Below are 17,892 nucleotides of genomic sequence, written 5' to 3'. Positions count from 1 at the left end.
AGGAGACATGATCATGCACATATGTTTCATGCGTATCTTCAAAAAGCCCATGAAATTCGCAAAACTACTAGCAAAGTCCAGTAAGTTCCATGGAATTGAACTTGTTTACGCGCATCCGGAAGATGTGGATATGGAAACAGAGACGATCCATGGCAAGGTTCTGGTAGATGATAGATGGATCGACAAAGAAATACCGATTCCGCCATATATCGATTTAAATACGTATTGCTTCCGTTATAAAGAAGTCATCAAGTTTTTGAATGAACGGAGTTATATTTCCTGCAATGGAAGTTTTGGAGGAAAAGAAAAAGTGTACACAATGCTTAAAAATGATGGTGAGTTTGCCGATTTGTTGATTCCGTCCAAGCGAACCTCCACCTTCGATGTATTCATTGATTACCTCAAAAAACATGAAGCTGTGATCCTCAAGCCTAGACATGGCCAAAAAGGCAGAGGCATCTATAAAGTAGAAAAAGGCGAGGCCAACTTCTATCTGAGTTTCGAAAATGAAGAAAAGAAATGTACAGAGGAGGAATTACAATCCATCCTCGAAAATGAGATTCAGCTAGATAAGTATGTTTGCCAGAAATATATTGATTCAAAAACAAAAAATGGCGAACCCTTTGATTGCAGGCTACGATTGGAAAAGGACGGGAAAGGTGAATGGACAGTCACGAATTATCTTATCCGGATCGGTTCCAATCAAAAAGTGGTCGCCAATGTATCCCAGGGTGGAAGTGTTTGTAAGCTTCACTCATTTTTAAAGGCCAATTATGAAAATTGGCAGGAGGTCAAAGACACCATCGTGGAAATCGGCAAAACCCTTCCATATAAAATGGAACAATTGTATGGGATCCGAAATTCGAATATGGGCATCGACTTAGGGATCGATTCTACAGGGAAGCCTTATTTGTTTGAGGTGAATGCATCACCAGGTAATGAATTCGGAGAAGGGGAAATCGCATATATCAAACCCGATTTCTACACGTATATATTAAAGCAATTAGCTGCTAATAAAGTAAGCTGAATATAGAAAAGCAGTTCCTTTTTGTAAGGAACTGCTTTTTTGTTTATTTCTTTTTTGTATTTCTTATTTCAAATCCGACCTTTACTTGGGTATTCCATTCATACTCCAAGATTTTCTCTACCTTCGCTCCTGAAGGTCCCTGCCAGCAAAAGTCCTTGAAGCCTTCTACTTTATCCTCGTCATCTCCTGCCACTACAACAACGACATTTCCATTGTTCAAGTTTCGTGTGTACCCATGCAGACCATTTTCGATCGCATGTTTCCTTATCCAGTTCCTGTACCCGACCTTCTGCACCTTGCCTGAAACGACATATCGTTTCGCACAGATCGGTCCACGAGGTGCATCAGGGATTTCCACCATCTTGAAGAAATTACTCCTTATCATGCGCAGCACGTTTTTATAATCGAAATAAATCAACTTACTTACCGATCCGCTTCCTGCCTTTGTGGAAGGGAAATAGTAATCGATGATTTTTTCTGCGATATTCTGTTTCTCTCCGTATAGAGGGAAAGTATGAAGTGCAATACCTGCTGTCGGATTGATTTCGATGGTCGTTGCTTCATCCTCTTTCATCAGCAAATCCACCCCGGCATGAACTAATCCGTCAACAGCCTTCACTGCATCGACTGCAATTTTTTTCACGTGTGCTGGAAGATCTTCGGTTATGTCGACAGAATCTCCTCCTGATGAAATGTTACTGTTCCCTTTCACATAAATGAGTTCACCTTCGTCGGGAATGGTCTGTAAGCCCTTATTCTGCCTTGCTAAATAATTTTGCAGATGTTCATCCAGTTTTATCAGTCTGGTAGCTGTATGTGGGTTTGCTTTTCTTGTCTCATTTTTCAGATGGATGAGCGCTTCAATTGTACTTTTACCATCTCCGGTTACATTGGGGCGCACGCGTTTCGTAGCACCAGCGATTTCATCTTCTATCACATATACTCGGACATCGACGCCCTCTGCATGTTCTTCCACGATGAAGTCTCTATAATATGGAAATGCTTTCTTTACATCCGCAATGCTTTCTTGCAATTCTTCGGTTGATTGGATATTTGTTATGACACCTTTTCCCAAGCTTCCGAAAGTAGGTTTTAATACAAGAGGGAACCCAAGAGCAGAAGCCTCCTCCAACACCTCATCAGTCGATGATCCCGAAGTGAATTCGAACCCTTGAGGTACCGGCAAACCTGCGCTCTGCATCCGTTTTTTCGTTTCTCCTTTATTGGTACCTATATCCACCGTTTCGTTCTTCACTTTGTCTCCTCTGGAACGATAAAAGTAATGCGTATTATTTTGATCAGATAATGAAAAGAACTTCCCTGCAGGATCATATCCTATAATCCCTAAATCTGAATGCTCCTCAGGGTTTTGGTAGAATTTCAAATTCAGTCCCCTTCGCCACCCCTCTAGAGCCAGCAGAAAGGAATCGATATTGAATCCATTCACCCCGTTGATCATTTGTTCCGTCAACCAGTCCGGATAACTATTCATACAACTACTCCCTTTACTAAATGAAATCAATGTGTGGAACTAAATCACCGTCATAGTTGTAATCAGTATACATGTAGCTTGATTTTGAAAGCAACTAATCCTCTTTATCTATCGATTACGTGTATAATCTATACGTTTTAATAAAGCTAGTATGATAGAATGAGTTCATGGATAGATTCTCCTAATAGAAAGGAAAAAATTATGAAGAACAACTCATTGGACCTGTTGAAAAATGTCCACTCTGATAGCATTGATGAAAAGATCCTCAATGCTCCCGGCGTTATTCTGGAAGCGTGGAGAAGAGGCCTCGACATCTATATATATTTGAATGATGTTGGTGAACTCAATTTCACACTAAGTGATGGGACGAATACTCAACCGTTCTCCACCAACAACCTTCTGTCACCCCAGGGAAATGACTGGAATACCCCTTCGCAACTGATTGATTTCTATTTTCCTGATTATAAAGACCATTCAATGGAAGAGGGAAAGAAGCTTTATATTGACTTCCATTCCCTTTACGAAACTTTAATTAACCAGACTGCAGTTGGAATTGAACTTGCCAGCTTTCCTGAATCACCTGTCCTTTTAAAACGCTATCTGCTTACAAATATCAACTACAGCCAAGATCTGGCTGAGCAAGTGAGGCAGCTTGCATATAGTTGTAATATCAATGGCTATATCAAGGCGTTGAAAAGTGGTGATACCGCAATCGTGGTTGGAGGGAATGAGGCAACTATTGCTAATTTCTCAACAAAAATGAAAGAGGTAGTCATGGATCAGTATCCAGGGGCAACTATAAAGGCAAAGTCCAGACAAACCCCCATTGCACAAGGTTTCCATATAGTCGATTACAAATCTATGAAAGCACCAGCCAATAAAACAAATGAACATTTACTGAATAAGTTCAGTGAGCTGAAAAATGATTACCAAGAGCTCGTTAAAAAGCTAGCCGACTATGAGAGCAAAGAAAGCATCAGAGAATTAACCGCAAAACAAAACAAACATTTAAAGAAGCAATTGAAATCGATGGAAGAGAGCTCTTCCTGGGTACTTACAAAACCACTTCGGAAGCTTGCTGGATCGATAAAAAGAAAATCATGAATACAAATAAAGCCGTCTTCATAAGGAAGACGGCTTTTCCATTTGATTATTTCAACTCTATTTCAGGCATCCACTTTTTAAAACGATTGGAAAGTTCACTATAAACCTCGATCGAGTCGAATACGTCATGATCTGTCTTTATATAAGGATTTCGTTTGATATATTCGAGAAAAGAATGCATTTGGAAGCCACTCTCTTTACTTGCATCTACATACGTAAGATGCAGCCTTGGCTTTTCAATGCTTATGTCACCGGGATTTTTCGAATGCTTTTTGATATCCAGATGAAGAGAGCCTCCAATTTGACGGTACAACCCCTTTTGGCCAGAGTAGAAGTTTCCAAGTGAGTAGATGACAAATGTTCTTTTACCTCTGGAATTGGTAATCCACTCTGCTGGCTGAAGTACATGAGGATGGTGGCCAATGATGATATCTGCACCACAATCCGAGACGGAAGAGGCCAACTCTTGTTGTGCACCACCTGGATAAAGTGCATACTCTTTCCCAAAATGCAGGGAAACGATAATGACATCTGGCTTGTGCTCTTTTTTCAGCTTTTCGATTTCCAGACGCAAACTTTTCGTCGAACTCTTAATTCTGTTCAACAGAAACTCTTTGCCTTTTGGTGGCTGGTTCCCTAAACTGACAGCACTGAAGGATAACAGAGCACATTTGATACCCTTGCGCTCGATGACCCTAAAGGTACTGCGGTCTTTTTTAGACTTATGTGAGCCGACATAATCCAGTCCGATCGCTTCAAGGTTCTGAATGGAACGAAGTGCTCCCTCTTCCCCAAAGTCCAATGCGTGATTATTCGAATTCGTGACAATATCCGTACCGAAGTCCTTCAACGTCTGTGCCAGTTCGACCGGGTTGTTGAAAGTCGGGAAAGAGCTTAATCCTATCTCTTCCCCTGCCACAATTGCTTCCAGATTAACAATCGAAAGATCAGCAGAACTCAGCAATTCTTTCGCAGCACTCATTTTACCTTTGAACTCATACCCTTTTTTTGTTTTACATAACCGGTACACTCTGGAATGTAGTAATACATCGCCAGTAGCTGCCAAACTTATTTGAGACAAATCAATCCCCACTTTGCATTTATTTCTTACTTATGAAAACTCATTTTCTGTTTTTCAATACTGCTCCAGCACTGCGAAGTGGTTTGGTGAATTTCCATGATGTACTGTTCAGGATATGCTGGTTATCTTTCTGGATCCTGTTCTTCATTTTCGTCAGGTGTTTCAAATCTTTATCCATCTTTCTTAACGCATATTGGACAGATTTGATATTGGTAGTATTATATTGCTCAGCGATTTCGAACCCGATCGTCACCGGTTCATCATAATTCTCTTCCTCAATCTTTCTTACTTTCGAGTTCTGAGGATATTGAGAAATCAATGATTTGAATTCAGAAATCGTGCTTCGATCAGTTCCGGCAACGACAATTTCTATTTCATCAAATACATTGTTCTTTACGTATCCGTGCAGGTTTCTTTCGATCGCTTTCTGCTTCAGCCAGCGATGATAGCTATTACGTTGAACCGTTCCATGCACGGTGAATTTCTTAGCGTACAATTTCCCCATTGGTGCAGGTGATACTTCGACTTCCAATGCTGCCCTGTTCTCCAATGGTTCAAGGATGTTGATCAGATCAAAGTATATCTTTGATTTGCTCGTATCCATTCCCTTCGTTTCAGGGAAGTAATAATCGATGATGGCAGCCGGAATATCACGTGCTTTCCCTTTAATGGGGAATAGTGCACCACCGATTTGTGCAGTAGGATTGAGCTCGATGACCACACCAGCTGCTTCCATGGAACGATTTTCATTGACGATGATATCTACACCACCGTGATGTAAACCTGGTACTGCCTTGATTGCGTCGATGGCAATTTGCTTCAGTTCGGGATCGATGGTATCAGTCACATCAATCGGGTCACCACCGGAAGATACGTTCGTCTTCTCTCTAAGGAAAATCTGCTCCCCTTTCTCAGGGACACTTTCCAATGTATAGCCTGCCGATTGTATGAACTCAAGGATTTCCGTGTCGATATGGATGAGACAGCTGTTAAGACGTGCGTTTTTCTTCCTCTGCTGGTTATTCAGAGCGATAAGTTCTTCAATTGTGTGCTCGCCATCACCGATGATGTTGGCAGGAACACGGTTGTATGCAGCGATTACATTATCATCTACCACATAGACACGGTACTCTTTGCCATCTACATGTTGTTCGACGATCACTTCGTCATAATTGAGTTCATGTCTGACATAATTTATCGCTTTCAGAAATTGTTCGTCACTTCGGATATTGGTCACTACACCGTTACCAAGACTGGCATTCGTCGGTTTCAAAACCAAAGGGTAGTCCAATGTCTTACTGAATGCGATGATTTCTTCGTCTGTCGCATCTGGCTCAAATCCTTTTCCTTTCGGAACAGGCACACCTGCGTTCTCCAGAACTACCTTTGTATCATCTTTTTCTGACGCTACTTCCACCGCTTCATTTGCAACGATATCTCCACGAGTACGGAAGAAAAAGTGCGTCTGTTGATCTGAGCTTAGAGAAAAGAGTCTTCCCGGTGGGTTGACCCCGAAGATGATCATATCCTTATAATACTCTGAATCCTTCGTGTACCATTTAAGCTTCAGGCCTCTGCGCCACCCTTCCAAAGCTACGGCAAACGCATCCAACCTTGTCTTTCTCGCATTCTTTACAATATCATTCGTAAGTTGGGGAAGACTGATTCCCTGCTGCTCACTCATTATCTATTCCTCCTACACCGTTCCATTCCTGTGTGCGTGTCATGACCTGACTTTCTTGAAGATTGCTCCAGCCACTCGTATCGGCTTGGTAGCTTTCCAGGACATGCTTTCATAAAACTTCCTACGTTGCACTTCGGCTTTCATCATTTCCCGTTCCGTAACCTCTAGTTCATTGCGAAGGATCTTCAGTTCTTCAATCTGAGTCTTCAAATCTGCTTTTATTTCAAAGCCTACCTTTATCGGCTCAGGATAATCTTCTTCCTGCAACTCGATGACCTGTGCTCTTTCTTCATCTTCAAAAAGGCCGTTCTTGAAATCATCCACCATGGCAGGATCCGTACCTGCAACGACAACCTCGATATCACCATTCTCCATCGACATTACGAATCCGTGAAGTTCACGCTCAAAGGCTTGTTTCCGAAGTCCTCGATGATAACCGATATCTCCGACATTGCCACTAACAATATATTTTTTGGCAAAAACTTTGCCTTGTGGGGAAGGAGTAACTGTCGTTGAAATAGCATCTCTTGATTGCAAAGGATCGAGCACATCATGAAAATCGAAGAACGTATCATTCCGATCTTTCCCTTTCGTCTCAGGGAAGTAGTAATCGATGATGGCAGCAGGTATGTCTCTCGGTGTCCCTTTTATCGGGTACAGAAGCCCACCGATTTGTGCAGTAGGGTTCAACTCGATGATGTAGCCTTTCTTCTCTTCTTCATGAGTAATAAGATCGACAGCTCCATGAACCAGTCCAGGTACAGCTTTGATGGCATCTACTGCCAATTGTTTGATGTTAGCAGGGAGTTCCTCTAGTACATCCACTGGATCGCCGCCTAAAGAAATATTACTTTTATCACTCAGGAAGATTTGCTGGCCTTTATCAGGGACCATATCAAGGGTGTACCCTTTTCTTCCCATGTAATCTACAACGTCCTGAGTCATTTCGATGGGACAGCTGACAAGTCTGGGGTTCAAGGCACGTTCTTCATTCTTCATTTCAATCAATGCCTGAACGGAATTCACACCATCACCGACTACATTCGCCGGTACACGGTTCATAGCTCCGACAACTTCATCACCGACTACATACAACCGATACTCAGGTCCTGGTATATAACGTTCAACGATTACATCTGGAAAATCGAGCTCTTTCCGGACATACTCCAATGAGTAACGAAGTTCTCCTTCACTCGTGACATTGGAAATTACACCTCGTCCGAAGCTTCCATCTGTAGGCTTAAGCACAACTGGGTAACCAAGCTTGTTGGCGTACTGGATGATTTCTTCATCCTGAACGTGTTCTTGGAACTGTTTTCCTTCCGGGACTGAAACCCCAGCGTCTTTCAATACAGCCTTCGTACGTTCTTTATCTTTACCAATATCGACTGCGTCATTGGCCACCAAGTCGCCTCTGGTCCTGAAGAAGTAATGGGTCTTCTCTTCTGAACTCAAAGAGAATAGTTGACCTGGTCGATCGACAAACCATGTCCGCATCTCACTGAATTTCTCAGAGTCCTTTACATGCCATCTCAACTTAAGGCCACGTCGCCAGCCTTCTAATGAAACTGCATACGCATCAAGCAGATTGCCGTGCGCTGCCGAAACGATTTCATTGGATAAGTGCGGCAGCCATTCTGTGTTATTCTCGTCCATCAGTTTTTCCTCCTAAAACTCTAAGCACACTTCCTTTATGGAAGTAGATGTCCCTTTAATTTGTCATATTCCATAAACTTCTTACCTTCAAGAAGGTCCTTCATCAGGCGTTCTTCTGCTTCAAGAAACAGTTCTCCCATCCACCGATCTGTCTTTTCGTCGAATTCATCATAGTTCCCCGGTTTTGGAGTGAATTCGCCGAACACGAGCCCTTCCGCTTCTCTAAGAAAATCGATTCGCATGAACGGAGCAGGGATGTGGGTGCTGATTGAAGCGGCCATTCCCACTTCTGCTTGTGTGACACCTGTTCCGATGAACAGATCATCGTCATATTTACCTGTGCGGATTCTATCTCCATCTGCTGTCCACCAGCTGTACCTCGTTTCAGGAAAACGGATAATTTCTAAAATAAGACCAACTTTTCCATAAAAGCAGTAGAATTTCACATCACGTGCTGGTGCTCGGGTTTCTATGTTCTCTAAAATCAATTCTTCCATGTACCAACGATCGTTCTCTACACGTCCAGACTCCAGGTCTGCCTGCATACTTTCAATAAGTGCCTGCCAGTTTTCGAGCATCTTCGAGTGTTTGATATCTATTATATCATCTAAGTCATATACAAGATAAACCCCTCTTGACCCTGCACCGTCTTCCGGTTTGATGACAATTCCTTCCCGGATCGGCAGATTGTCGATCGAGTAGATCTCTGATGATGACCAAGGTGCTCGGACGTTCAATTGCTCCATAAAACGATATGCCGTCTGTTTATGGTCTAGCAGCATTTCGGGCAAGGGACCAGTTAGCTGCTGCTTTCGCATTCGCATCGTCAGGCTCCCCCTAAAGGTTGCTGCAGATGTTAGCGGCAGTGGATCGTCTGTCAGCCCTGCGCGAACAATGAACTCAGGAATCTCTTCGATTCTTAAAGATTCCAGCACATCTGCGTAAACAAGGTTCCGGTATGCTTCCTTTTCGTTCATGAATGTTCTCGCTGCGAATTGGAGAGCGTCCTTGTAGTTTCTGTCGTGCTGACGCTTCTGTTGTGTAATCGATCTGACGTATGCAGGGAGATTCCCTTCCTTCTTTTGATGCCTGACTGCTTTTTGTAAGTCAGTAGTTTTAAGTATTCGGTCATCAAGAAGCGTTTGCTGCAGCTTCTCTTTGGTCTCTTCCAGTTCCTTACGAAGGGTATCGTATTCTTCCTTAAGTAACTCCAGTTTCATCGTTCGGTCATGTTTTGTCTGATTGGTGAACAGCCGCTTCAACTTTCGAAAGAGGGTGCTCTTCTTCCATAGATTACTTTTTTCGATCTGCTTCATTTCTTTCTTGTTCTGCTTAATCTGCTCTTGTTTCTTAGCAATCTTCGCTTCTGTCTCCATCATGTCTTCGATGATTTCCTGAGTCTCATGGGAGAGAGGGGATTGTGCGTCCGTCTGCTCTTTTTCTTTTTCAGTCAATGCCCTCGGCTCCTTCCGTTTTGGTGATCAGGGATTCATCCAGATACATGCTGTAATTGGATTTTCCTTGGTTATTTACCCAGGTATTGTAAGAAAGCTTGATATATCTCAAATCGCGGTGGTCCCAATTATGGATGGCAGCTTTCACTGTCTCATCATATGGGTACCATCTGGCACGTTTATCTGCTACATCCAGGAGGTTTCTTGAGACTTTCCTTAAGGAATAGCCCCCCGCTTGATCGTTCGGAGCGGTCTCCATCACTACTTTGACAATCTCTGGTTTGATATGAGGGAGTTTTGCAATAGGTTTCTCCAACACATTCGGATGATGGATAAGTAACAACTGACAAGTCACTTCATCTCTTGGGCGAAGGATTACAACGCCTTCATATTCATCAAGGAGTGAAGCGATGGTCGGATCGATGGCTCTGGTTGAAAAATGTAATAAAGCCGTACGTAACCCTATTTGCTGGTTCACGTTGATTTCTTCGATGACGGACGCTAGCTGATCGGGTTGAAGACTGAAATCCGATGCAAGGACTACTTCCGGGGTCAGTATTGCTCGCTCGCACTCCTGATCCGATTGTTCATAATTGCGCTCTTCCTTAGGTGATAGCAGGGAATGCTTCAACTGCTTCGCTGCTGTTACAAGCTTGAACAGGTTACTGGTTTGCACTGACTTCCATTCCCGTTTACGGGCTTCCAGTTTCTTCTCACTTGCTATCCGATCTTCTTCCACCTTTTGCAGGTCTTCCTGAAGTCGACGGTATTCCTCTGAATAATCGCGCTGTCTGGCTTCAGTCATGTTGATTCAACCCTTGTTTCATCCAGGATTGCAGTTGGATCACTTCTCCTAGCAGTTCACGTGTGTCACTAGATAGTTCAGTATTATTATCTACGTACCATGTACCTTTACTACCAAAATACTGGTGAAGATGAAGAGCAGACTCTTTCAATTTCCTCTCGCTCGAATTAGGAGCAAGCACGCGGATGCTATCGACGGTCAATTCAGGAATATACTGCTGCTTGTCCTCCAGCACAGTAGCATCAAGAACGATGAGTTCATTCGCTTGCACCTTTTCCCCGTACACAAGCATTTGAACCTGCTTGCCATCCATCTGCCTTCTTACTTCTTCCATAATCGGTTTCGTAATACTTATGTCATAGCCATACATCTGAATAAGACCTACTCGCCCTCTCGTATGCTTGATCAATTCTGTTACCTGCTGCAGGTCTGCTTCATTCAGCATACGGAAGTCGGCTGCGATTACTCGTTCAAATAGACGTTTCCCATCTTGCTTCTCTTCCCGCTCTGGCCACATCGGCTCAGGTACTGGGAATGGACGATTCCCTTGTGGGTAAGGGTAAAAGAGACTTTCTGCCTGTTTATGATGATGCTCCAGACTTTCGACGTACTCTTTTCTGACACCTTTGAAAAATCCGTTGTATCCGAACGCAGAGCTTCCTGTCAGGGAAGTGACAGACTGGCGTGGAAGTGATAACGGACCTGTTTTCAAATCGACGTATTTATCTTTCCCGAACGTTCTCAGTAAGCGACGCTTGAATTCACCATCTGCCGCGAAACGTACACTGTCCCAATAGCCAACCTTTTCAAGGACCGGTTCTCTCCTGAACATGATTGACGACATGTTCGGGAAAATATATTTACCTGGTGTGCCTCTGCGGTACAGCTTCAGGTCTTCGGTCAATCTTGCATGCTCTGAAGTATTTGCAATGATCGATGGATTGTCCATCAAGTGACGCGCCTGTTTTTCAATCTTCTGCTCATGGGACCAGTCGTCTGAGTCATTGATCGTGATGAACTCCCCTTTTGCAGCCTGCAATGCAATGTTACGAGCGACATAAGGACCGCTATTCTGAGGAGTAGCGAGAAGTTTTACTCGTTTGTCCTTCGCTGTATAGGCTTCTGCCACTTGTCTTGTTTCGTCCGGACTGCAGTCGTCTACGACAATCAACTCCAGGTTCTGCCACGTCTGAGAAAGAATCGAATCGATTGCTGTCTTGATTCCATCTTCTGCTTTGAATGCAGGTAAAATAACTGTTACTAAGGGGCCATCCGCTACTTTTTCTCCTGAAGGGATGGTCATCAAATCGTCATAGACAGGGTCCTGTTTGGCTGCAAACGAAATAGGCTGCAGCTCATAGGCTTCCATCGCCTTGTTGATCCAATCCAAGCGGTCTTCAATGTTCGCTTCCAAGTTTGCCATAGCTAAATATAGATCCGGGTGCTGCTGTTTCTCAAGCATTTCCTGGAGTACTTGCTTTCCTTGATTCTCTTGGTTCAATTGGTCGTAACACTCTGCTTTAAGAATAGCGATGCGCCTCAGTTGATCCGCACCACTTTCATTCTTTTCAGCTTCTTTTAAATAGACTAGGGCTGTCTCTGCTCCTTCATCTGAATACTTATTGGCATGCCATAAGACGAGTTCCCAGGCAGCCAAGCGCTTGATATCAGCATCATCCGTTTCCTGATGGAATGCCTCCAATTCTGCAAGTGCGCGTTCTGTAAAGCCTAAGTTATACAGGTGGTGCTTCAACTGTCGCAAATGCTTTCGCTGCAACGCTTTTTTTCCATGAAGAATTTCTTTCAGTCGCTGTTTTTGACGATCAGAAAGAAGGTCTCCAAGCTTTTTTCGTTGTTTTTCGTTTAATACAGTGTAGAGCACCCAGTCCATTGGACCGGATAGCACTTTTTTCAGGATTCGCAACATTTCTTCACCACCAGTAACCTATTCATTCTTATTCGCCGCTTTCTCAGGCTGAGCGGGCTTGCTTGCAGCCTTTGCTCTATTGGTCGTACCTTTTGCTTGTCCAGGATTTTTAGTAGCGGTGCCTTTAGCGTTATTCTTTTTCTTTATAGCACCCTTAGGATTTTTGTTTGTTACACCTTGAGATTCACGGTATTTGGCAACCGCTTCTTCTGCACTGCCATCGAATTTCACCTGACCCTTTTCCATCCAGATGCCACGCGTACAAATCTGTTCGATGAACGAGAGGCTGTGCGATACGATGATGACCGCTTTCGCCCGCTCCATCATATCCTGGATCCGTTCACTTGCTTTCTGTTTGAAAGCCATGTCACCTGTGGAAAGAGCTTCATCAATAATGAAAATATCCGGTTTCAGGATAGCTGCAATGCTAAAGCCAAGTCGAGCTTTCATACCACTGGATAAATCTTTGACCGGCTTTTTGATTTTTTCTCCTAAGCCGGAAAATTCAACGATTTCATCATATTTTTCATCTACTCTCTTCTTCGGAATTCCAAGCAGCATCGCATTGAGGTAGATGTTATCCTCTCCGCTAAGGTGTGCATTGAATCCTGTCCCATAACCGAGCAGGGCAGATGTTTCACCGTTCAGTTCGATGGCGCCTTCATCAGGTGCGAGGATTTTTGTTAGTACTTTACATAAAGTACTTTTACCGGCACCGTTATGACCGATGATACCGACGACTTCTCCTTCTTTGATTTCAAAACTGACATTTTTCAATGCCCAGAAATCTTTATCTTTCAGTTTGAAAGAAACACCGACGTTATCCGCTTTGATGATGGCCTCATCTTTCACTTCAGTTTCAGTCTTCTCAAGTTGAAGGTTACGGAATTTACGTGGCGGTCGTTTTGGTACGGTTGCTTTATAATTCTCGACAACCTGCTTAGGGTCTCCGATTTCACGGACCTTTCCACCGTCAATCCACATCAGCCGATCACAGTTGCGCTGAGCGTATCTTAAACTGTGCGTAACGATGATGACCATTTTCGCCTGCTCGACAAGTTCCTTCATCTTCTCGGCTGCTTTCTTACTGAACTTCGCATCTCCGGTATTGAGTGCTTCATCCAGGATCAGGATTTCCGGCTGCAAGTGAGCAGCAACACTGAAGCCTAGACGTGCCTTCATACCCGAAGAATAGTATTTCATCGGTTGATAGAAGAATTCTCCAATATCCGAAAATTCATGGATGTCCTTGATATACGTATCGATCAACTTCTTATCGATTCCGAGCATCATTCCGTTCAGGTAGACGTTCTCTTCACCAGTCAGTTCCTTATTGAACCCCATCCCAAAGGAAAACAAGGCGGTCACTTTCCCGTCCACCTTGATATCCCCGCGGTCTGCCTCGAGAATGCCTGCGATGATTTTGCTGAGCGTCGTTTTCCCTGCACCATTCGAACCGATGATGCCAAGGATTTCCCCTTGGATACCGTCGAAATCGATATCCTCCAGTGGCCAGAATTTCTTCTTCTTGCTCACACCCCGCTCTTTGAACATGCGGAATACCCTGGATTTGATATCGTCTTTATGGCCAGTGTAAAAAGATACACCGACATTCTTCGCTCTGATTACTTTATCCGATGATGTTCGTTCATTTTGGTTAGGCAATTCAAAAACCCTCTTTTTATTGATGATTGCTTCAGTAAATCAAAATAGCTTACAGTGCCTTGATGATCTTATGTTCATGATTGCTGTAATAGCGAAGCATGAATACGATCGCGAACAGTGACAATACGAAAATGATTCCCAATCCTATGAAATCAGGATTAGCACCATGCATCAATACATCCCGGTATGATTCGACGATGATTGCGATTGGATTGATGGCTACTACCCAACCATATCCCTCTGGAGCCATGCCACCTTGCCAAATGATTGGTGATGCATAGAAGAAAATCCTGATGACATACGATAACAGGTTGTCGATATCTCTTACAAATACCGTTATATATCCTAATATCATACCTAAGCCTAATAAGAAAGCAGTCTGTACGATAACTATCCCTGGAAGGTAAAAGACATGCCAATCAGGCATTACTCCATATATAGCAAGGAAGATCGCAACTACTACTAAACCGAATGCGAAGTTGAATAACTGAGTCAGTGTAAATGACAACGGAAATAAAGACTTCGGTAAGTAAACTTGATTAATGATGGAACTGTACCTTGTAATCGACTTCGCAGATGAGTTGATCGTAGAACTGATACAACGCCATGCAACCAGACCGATTACGAGGAACAGCGGATAGTTTTCGTCACCTCTTTGAAGAATTACTACTACAAGGAAGTAGTAGACCAGAACATTCAAAAGCGGGTCCAGCAGCCACCAGAAATAACCGAGGTAGCTGTTCCGGTGCTCCGCCTTCAGTCCGGATTTGACAAGATAAATCAATAAGTCCTTACGTTTAAGCATTTCCTGCAAATATGTTTTCATAACTAAACATGACACCGTCCAATTTCATACGATTGAATCTGAGGGATCCAACCAAGTTATTGTGAAAATCTATATTTGATGACATCTCTGATTGAAAGTATCGCGTAATGGGCAAAATACCAGATGCTTTTGAGCAAGCTCTGCTTCTCGACATGACGGAATACTCGCCAGTTCTGTTTGGCAGCTTTCCATTTGTTACTGGAAATCGATCCACCGACGACACGATATCTCGAGAGCACTTCCGGAAGCCCATGCGCCAGGAAGCCACGTCTTGTCAGGTCGAGCCACAGCGCATAATCCTGGCGCGTGCGGATGTTGACCATCTCTACGTTCCCCGTCTTTTCTGTGTCGAGCATGACGGTAAGGCAGCCAATGACACAACGTTTCATCAGGGAATTGTAATCTACTGTCGAAGGAGCGTTCGTAACGGCATTCGTATCCGTTCCGTCTTCTTCCATTCTTCGGTATTTCGTGAAGGAAAAAGCGATGTCCTTTTCCTGCATGAATGCCAGTTGGTGCTCCAATTTTTGCGGCAACCAGAGGTCGTCGCTATCCAGAAAAGCCAAGTAGCGTCCTCGTGCTTCACGGATGGCCGTGTTACGTGCGACCGCAGAGCCAGAATTCTCTTCCAGCACGATCAGGCGGATGCGCTCATCTTGCTGCTGATATTCTTTTACATATTCCACTGTCCGATCCTGTGATCGATCGTCGACGATGACCATCTCCCAATTGGTGAACGTCTGATCGATGACCGATTGCATCGTTTCTTTGATGAAACGTTCTGCGTTATACGCTGGGGTGATCACAGAAACAAGTGGATCCTGAGTTTCTACCATCCTATCCTAACCTTCCATCCCCGCCGGCTTTTCATCAAGCAATGACTCATACCAGCGAAGCAGTATCTGTTCCTGGGTATTCCAATTCAATTCTTCCATGACGGCCTTTTTGCCGTTTTCGCCCATGACCTTCGCTTCTTCCGGATGGGTGCGCAGATAATCGATCGCTTCGCGGACGGCCTGATCATCGTATGGATCGACCGCGATTCCGCACTGGTGCTTTTCGATAAAGTCTTTCCAAACCGGGAAGTCTGAGCAAATGACCGGAAGACCGGCATTCATGTATTCGAAGAACTTGGTCAATTCTTTTCTCATATAATGGTCGGTTGGCGGAAACAAAGCAATTCCTGCCAGCCAATTCCTGCCGAGGTAACGCTCTTCGATCACTTCTTTCTCGATGAAACGATTGATCCCCTCGATATCCAGCCTGTCTTTCTCCTGACCGGCAACCTCGTACATTTTTTCAGCGAGTTGGCTTGGACATTTGCCGACAAAGTGGACCGATAATGACGGATCGATGACAGGAAGCTTGGCATGAAGGAGCGCTCCACGCACCTCTGTCACGTTTCCGGTATAGATGACTGCATCTTCTGCTTCACCTGTGCGAGTATGCTCGATAAACTTCTCATTGACAGTAGGATAATTCAGGACGCATGTCCCAGTCGGGTGGGTGTCTTTATAGTATTTCTCAGCCAGACAAATTCCCATGTTCTTCGAGAGAAGCTTTTCGAGCAAACGATAGCCTGCGGCTACCGCCTTCTTGACGTTTGGTTTCATATAGTCCTTCTGCAGAATACTTGTATAATAATCTTCGTGCACGTCATAGATGACGACTGCGTCTGTTTTCTTTTTAAGTAGCCAGCCTACCGGTAATAGTTCCGGGTCATGGAAGTGGTACACGTCTGCATCGATCAGCTTGGCCTGGCGATATGCCTGCCAAGTACCGAAGATCATCCGCTTCCATTTGCTTTTGTATTTTTTCAAAGGGAGATGACGGATCGGCTTGTCAGCCACCCCGCCATTCTCGTCCCGTTGTGCCAGCAGCGTTACATCATAGCCTGCCTGTTGAAGAGACTTGCATTCTTTATGGAAAATTCTTGGATCAAATGGGTGATGGACAGTAGTAAGGTGCACTACCTGCTTTGGAATCGACATACATACTCATCCTCTATTATTTCTGTTCAATCGTTTCTGTGAACATTGCTTCATATTCACCGGCAATTTTGCCTGCATGAAAGTCATTCGCTCGCTTGTATCCTTTTCTGACAATGGCAGCACGATCTTCCTCTTGTAGAGTAAGGATACTGGTTATTTTTTCTGCCATATCCTTATCGTTCCCAACTTCACACATTTCACCGTATTCCCCATCATCTAGCACTTCTACAGCACCGGGACGACAGTTGGTTGAAATGACCGGAGTACCGGATGCTAGCGCTTCAGCAAGGACATGACCGAACCCTTCTCGTTTTGATGATAGGACAAAGGCGTCAGCATGATGGAAGTACAGATAAGGATTCGTTTGGAAACCTAGGAAAAATACTTTATCTGCAATTCCGAGTTGATCAGCAAGCTGCTTCAGCTCCTGTTCGAGTGCTCCTTCTCCAAGGATGACGAGGCGAGCATTGATCTTTTCATTGACTCTTGCGAATGCTCTTAATAATGTATGGTGGTCTTTATCGTTCACCATCCGGCCTGCTGTGATGAGCACTTTTTCTTCTGTATTGAAAATATGCTCATGCTCATCTGGAAGTGGTGCGCGATCGATCATCTCCTCGATCGTGTCGAGATCGACAGGGTTATAGATGACCGTGATTTTATCTCGTTTCACTTTATAACGGTTGACGATATTATCCTTTACCCCATGGGAAAGGGCGATAACCCTTGTGGCACGTCGATAAAGAAGCCCGTAAAGACGAAGCTTCAAATCGGAAGTGAATGTTCCACCTAAGTATGCTGCCTCGCGGACGACATTTTTCGCTCTTGTTCCTGAAAGAACCGTCGCAAGGATCGCGATCGTATTGTAGTTAGGTATAGTGCTGAACACTATATCCGGACGCTGCCTGCGAATCACTTTCGCCAAAGGAAGAATCGCAGAACGGAGCCGTTTTGTTTTTAATTTGAAAAAGGTCACATCTTCATTCAAATAGGATTCATAACTCCCATTATAATCCAATGTGACAAGAATCGGGGTGAATTTTTCCCGATCCATGTTGTTGACGATATTCAAAATTGTGCGCGCTGCACCGCCCGCACCTAGTTGATAAATGAAAAAAAGCACTTTTTTCTTTTTCATTGTATGTCAGCCTTCCTTGCGCGAAAAAGCACAAATATACTT

At 43.9% G+C, this 17,892-nt stretch carries 14 protein-coding genes; 2 read left to right on the top strand and 12 right to left on the bottom strand.

All coding sequences use genetic code 11. The features are described from left to right. The first annotated feature begins 13 nt into the window (after positions 1–13). Positions 14–1,027: a YheC/YheD family protein gene (locus ACFQ2J_RS13270; protein ID WP_386061251.1), complete on the top strand. Its 1,014-nt coding sequence runs from the start codon at positions 14–16 to the stop codon at positions 1,025–1,027. Between the two features lie 43 nt (positions 1,028–1,070). On the opposite strand, the gene ACFQ2J_RS13265 is transcribed toward ACFQ2J_RS13270, so the two are convergent. Beyond that, on the bottom strand, positions 1,071–2,519 hold the full coding sequence (locus ACFQ2J_RS13265) for an acylphosphatase (RefSeq protein ID WP_386061248.1): 1,449 nt from the start codon (positions 2,517–2,519) through the stop codon (positions 1,071–1,073). 216 nt (positions 2,520–2,735) lie between these two features. Here ACFQ2J_RS13265 and ACFQ2J_RS13260 point away from each other — a divergent pair, with 216 nt between their 5' ends. Next, a complete protein-coding gene (locus tag ACFQ2J_RS13260; protein ID WP_386061245.1) occupies positions 2,736–3,623 on the top strand; it encodes a hypothetical protein in 888 nt (295 codons plus the stop codon). Between the two features lie 46 nt (positions 3,624–3,669). Here the strand turns inward: ACFQ2J_RS13260 and ACFQ2J_RS13255 are convergent, their stop codons facing one another. The 11 genes from ACFQ2J_RS13255 to ACFQ2J_RS13205 are packed head-to-tail and all read right to left on the bottom strand — an operon-like array spanning position 3,670 to position 17,850. Then, positions 3,670–4,704 (bottom strand): CapA family protein, encoded by a 1,035-nt coding sequence (locus tag ACFQ2J_RS13255; RefSeq protein ID WP_386061243.1) that lies wholly within the window; start codon positions 4,702–4,704, stop codon positions 3,670–3,672. A 40-nt stretch (positions 4,705–4,744) separates the two neighbouring features. Further along, positions 4,745–6,388 carry an acylphosphatase gene (locus tag ACFQ2J_RS13250; protein ID WP_386061240.1) on the bottom strand — a complete coding sequence of 548 codons (1,644 nt, stop codon included), beginning with the start codon at positions 6,386–6,388 and terminating at the stop codon, positions 4,745–4,747. A gap of 39 nt (positions 6,389–6,427) precedes the next feature. Further along, complete coding sequence (locus tag ACFQ2J_RS13245; protein ID WP_386061239.1) at positions 6,428–8,044, bottom strand: acylphosphatase; 1,617 nt, start codon at positions 8,042–8,044, stop codon at positions 6,428–6,430. A 35-nt stretch (positions 8,045–8,079) separates the two neighbouring features. Further along, positions 8,080–9,498: an ATP-grasp fold amidoligase family protein gene (locus tag ACFQ2J_RS13240; protein ID WP_386061236.1), complete on the bottom strand. Its 1,419-nt coding sequence runs from the start codon at positions 9,496–9,498 to the stop codon at positions 8,080–8,082. Next, positions 9,491–10,303, bottom strand: a complete 813-nt coding sequence (locus tag ACFQ2J_RS13235; protein ID WP_386061233.1) for a hypothetical protein — start codon at positions 10,301–10,303, stop codon at positions 9,491–9,493. The genes ACFQ2J_RS13240 and ACFQ2J_RS13235 overlap by 8 nt, the downstream gene beginning before the upstream one ends. Continuing rightward, positions 10,296–12,230: a glycosyltransferase gene (locus tag ACFQ2J_RS13230; protein WP_386061231.1), complete on the bottom strand. Its 1,935-nt coding sequence runs from the start codon at positions 12,228–12,230 to the stop codon at positions 10,296–10,298. The genes ACFQ2J_RS13235 and ACFQ2J_RS13230 overlap by 8 nt, the downstream gene beginning before the upstream one ends. An 18-nt stretch (positions 12,231–12,248) precedes the next feature. Next, complete coding sequence (locus tag ACFQ2J_RS13225; RefSeq protein ID WP_386061228.1) at positions 12,249–13,895, bottom strand: ABC transporter ATP-binding protein; 1,647 nt, start codon at positions 13,893–13,895, stop codon at positions 12,249–12,251. A 49-nt stretch (positions 13,896–13,944) separates the two neighbouring features. Further along, positions 13,945–14,721 (bottom strand): ABC transporter permease, encoded by a 777-nt coding sequence (locus ACFQ2J_RS13220; RefSeq protein WP_386061225.1) that lies wholly within the window; start codon positions 14,719–14,721, stop codon positions 13,945–13,947. Between the two features lie 56 nt (positions 14,722–14,777). After that, entirely contained in the window at positions 14,778–15,557 is a 780-nt protein-coding gene (locus ACFQ2J_RS13215; RefSeq protein WP_386061222.1) for a glycosyltransferase family 2 protein, read from the bottom strand. A 6-nt stretch (positions 15,558–15,563) separates the two neighbouring features. Then, positions 15,564–16,712: a glycosyltransferase gene (locus ACFQ2J_RS13210; protein ID WP_386061220.1), complete on the bottom strand. Its 1,149-nt coding sequence runs from the start codon at positions 16,710–16,712 to the stop codon at positions 15,564–15,566. Positions 16,713–16,728: 16 nt separating this feature from the next. Beyond that, complete coding sequence (locus ACFQ2J_RS13205) at positions 16,729–17,850, bottom strand: glycosyltransferase (RefSeq protein WP_386061217.1); 1,122 nt, start codon at positions 17,848–17,850, stop codon at positions 16,729–16,731. Between the last annotated feature and the right edge of the window lie 42 nt (positions 17,851–17,892).

This window comes from Thalassobacillus hwangdonensis, assembly GCF_042675915.1.
Taxonomy (GTDB): Bacteria; Bacillota; Bacilli; order Bacillales; family Halobacillaceae; genus Thalassobacillus_A; species Thalassobacillus_A hwangdonensis.
The sequence above is the reverse complement of the archived record's forward strand: the minus strand, read 5'-3'. Positions and strand labels throughout refer to the sequence as shown.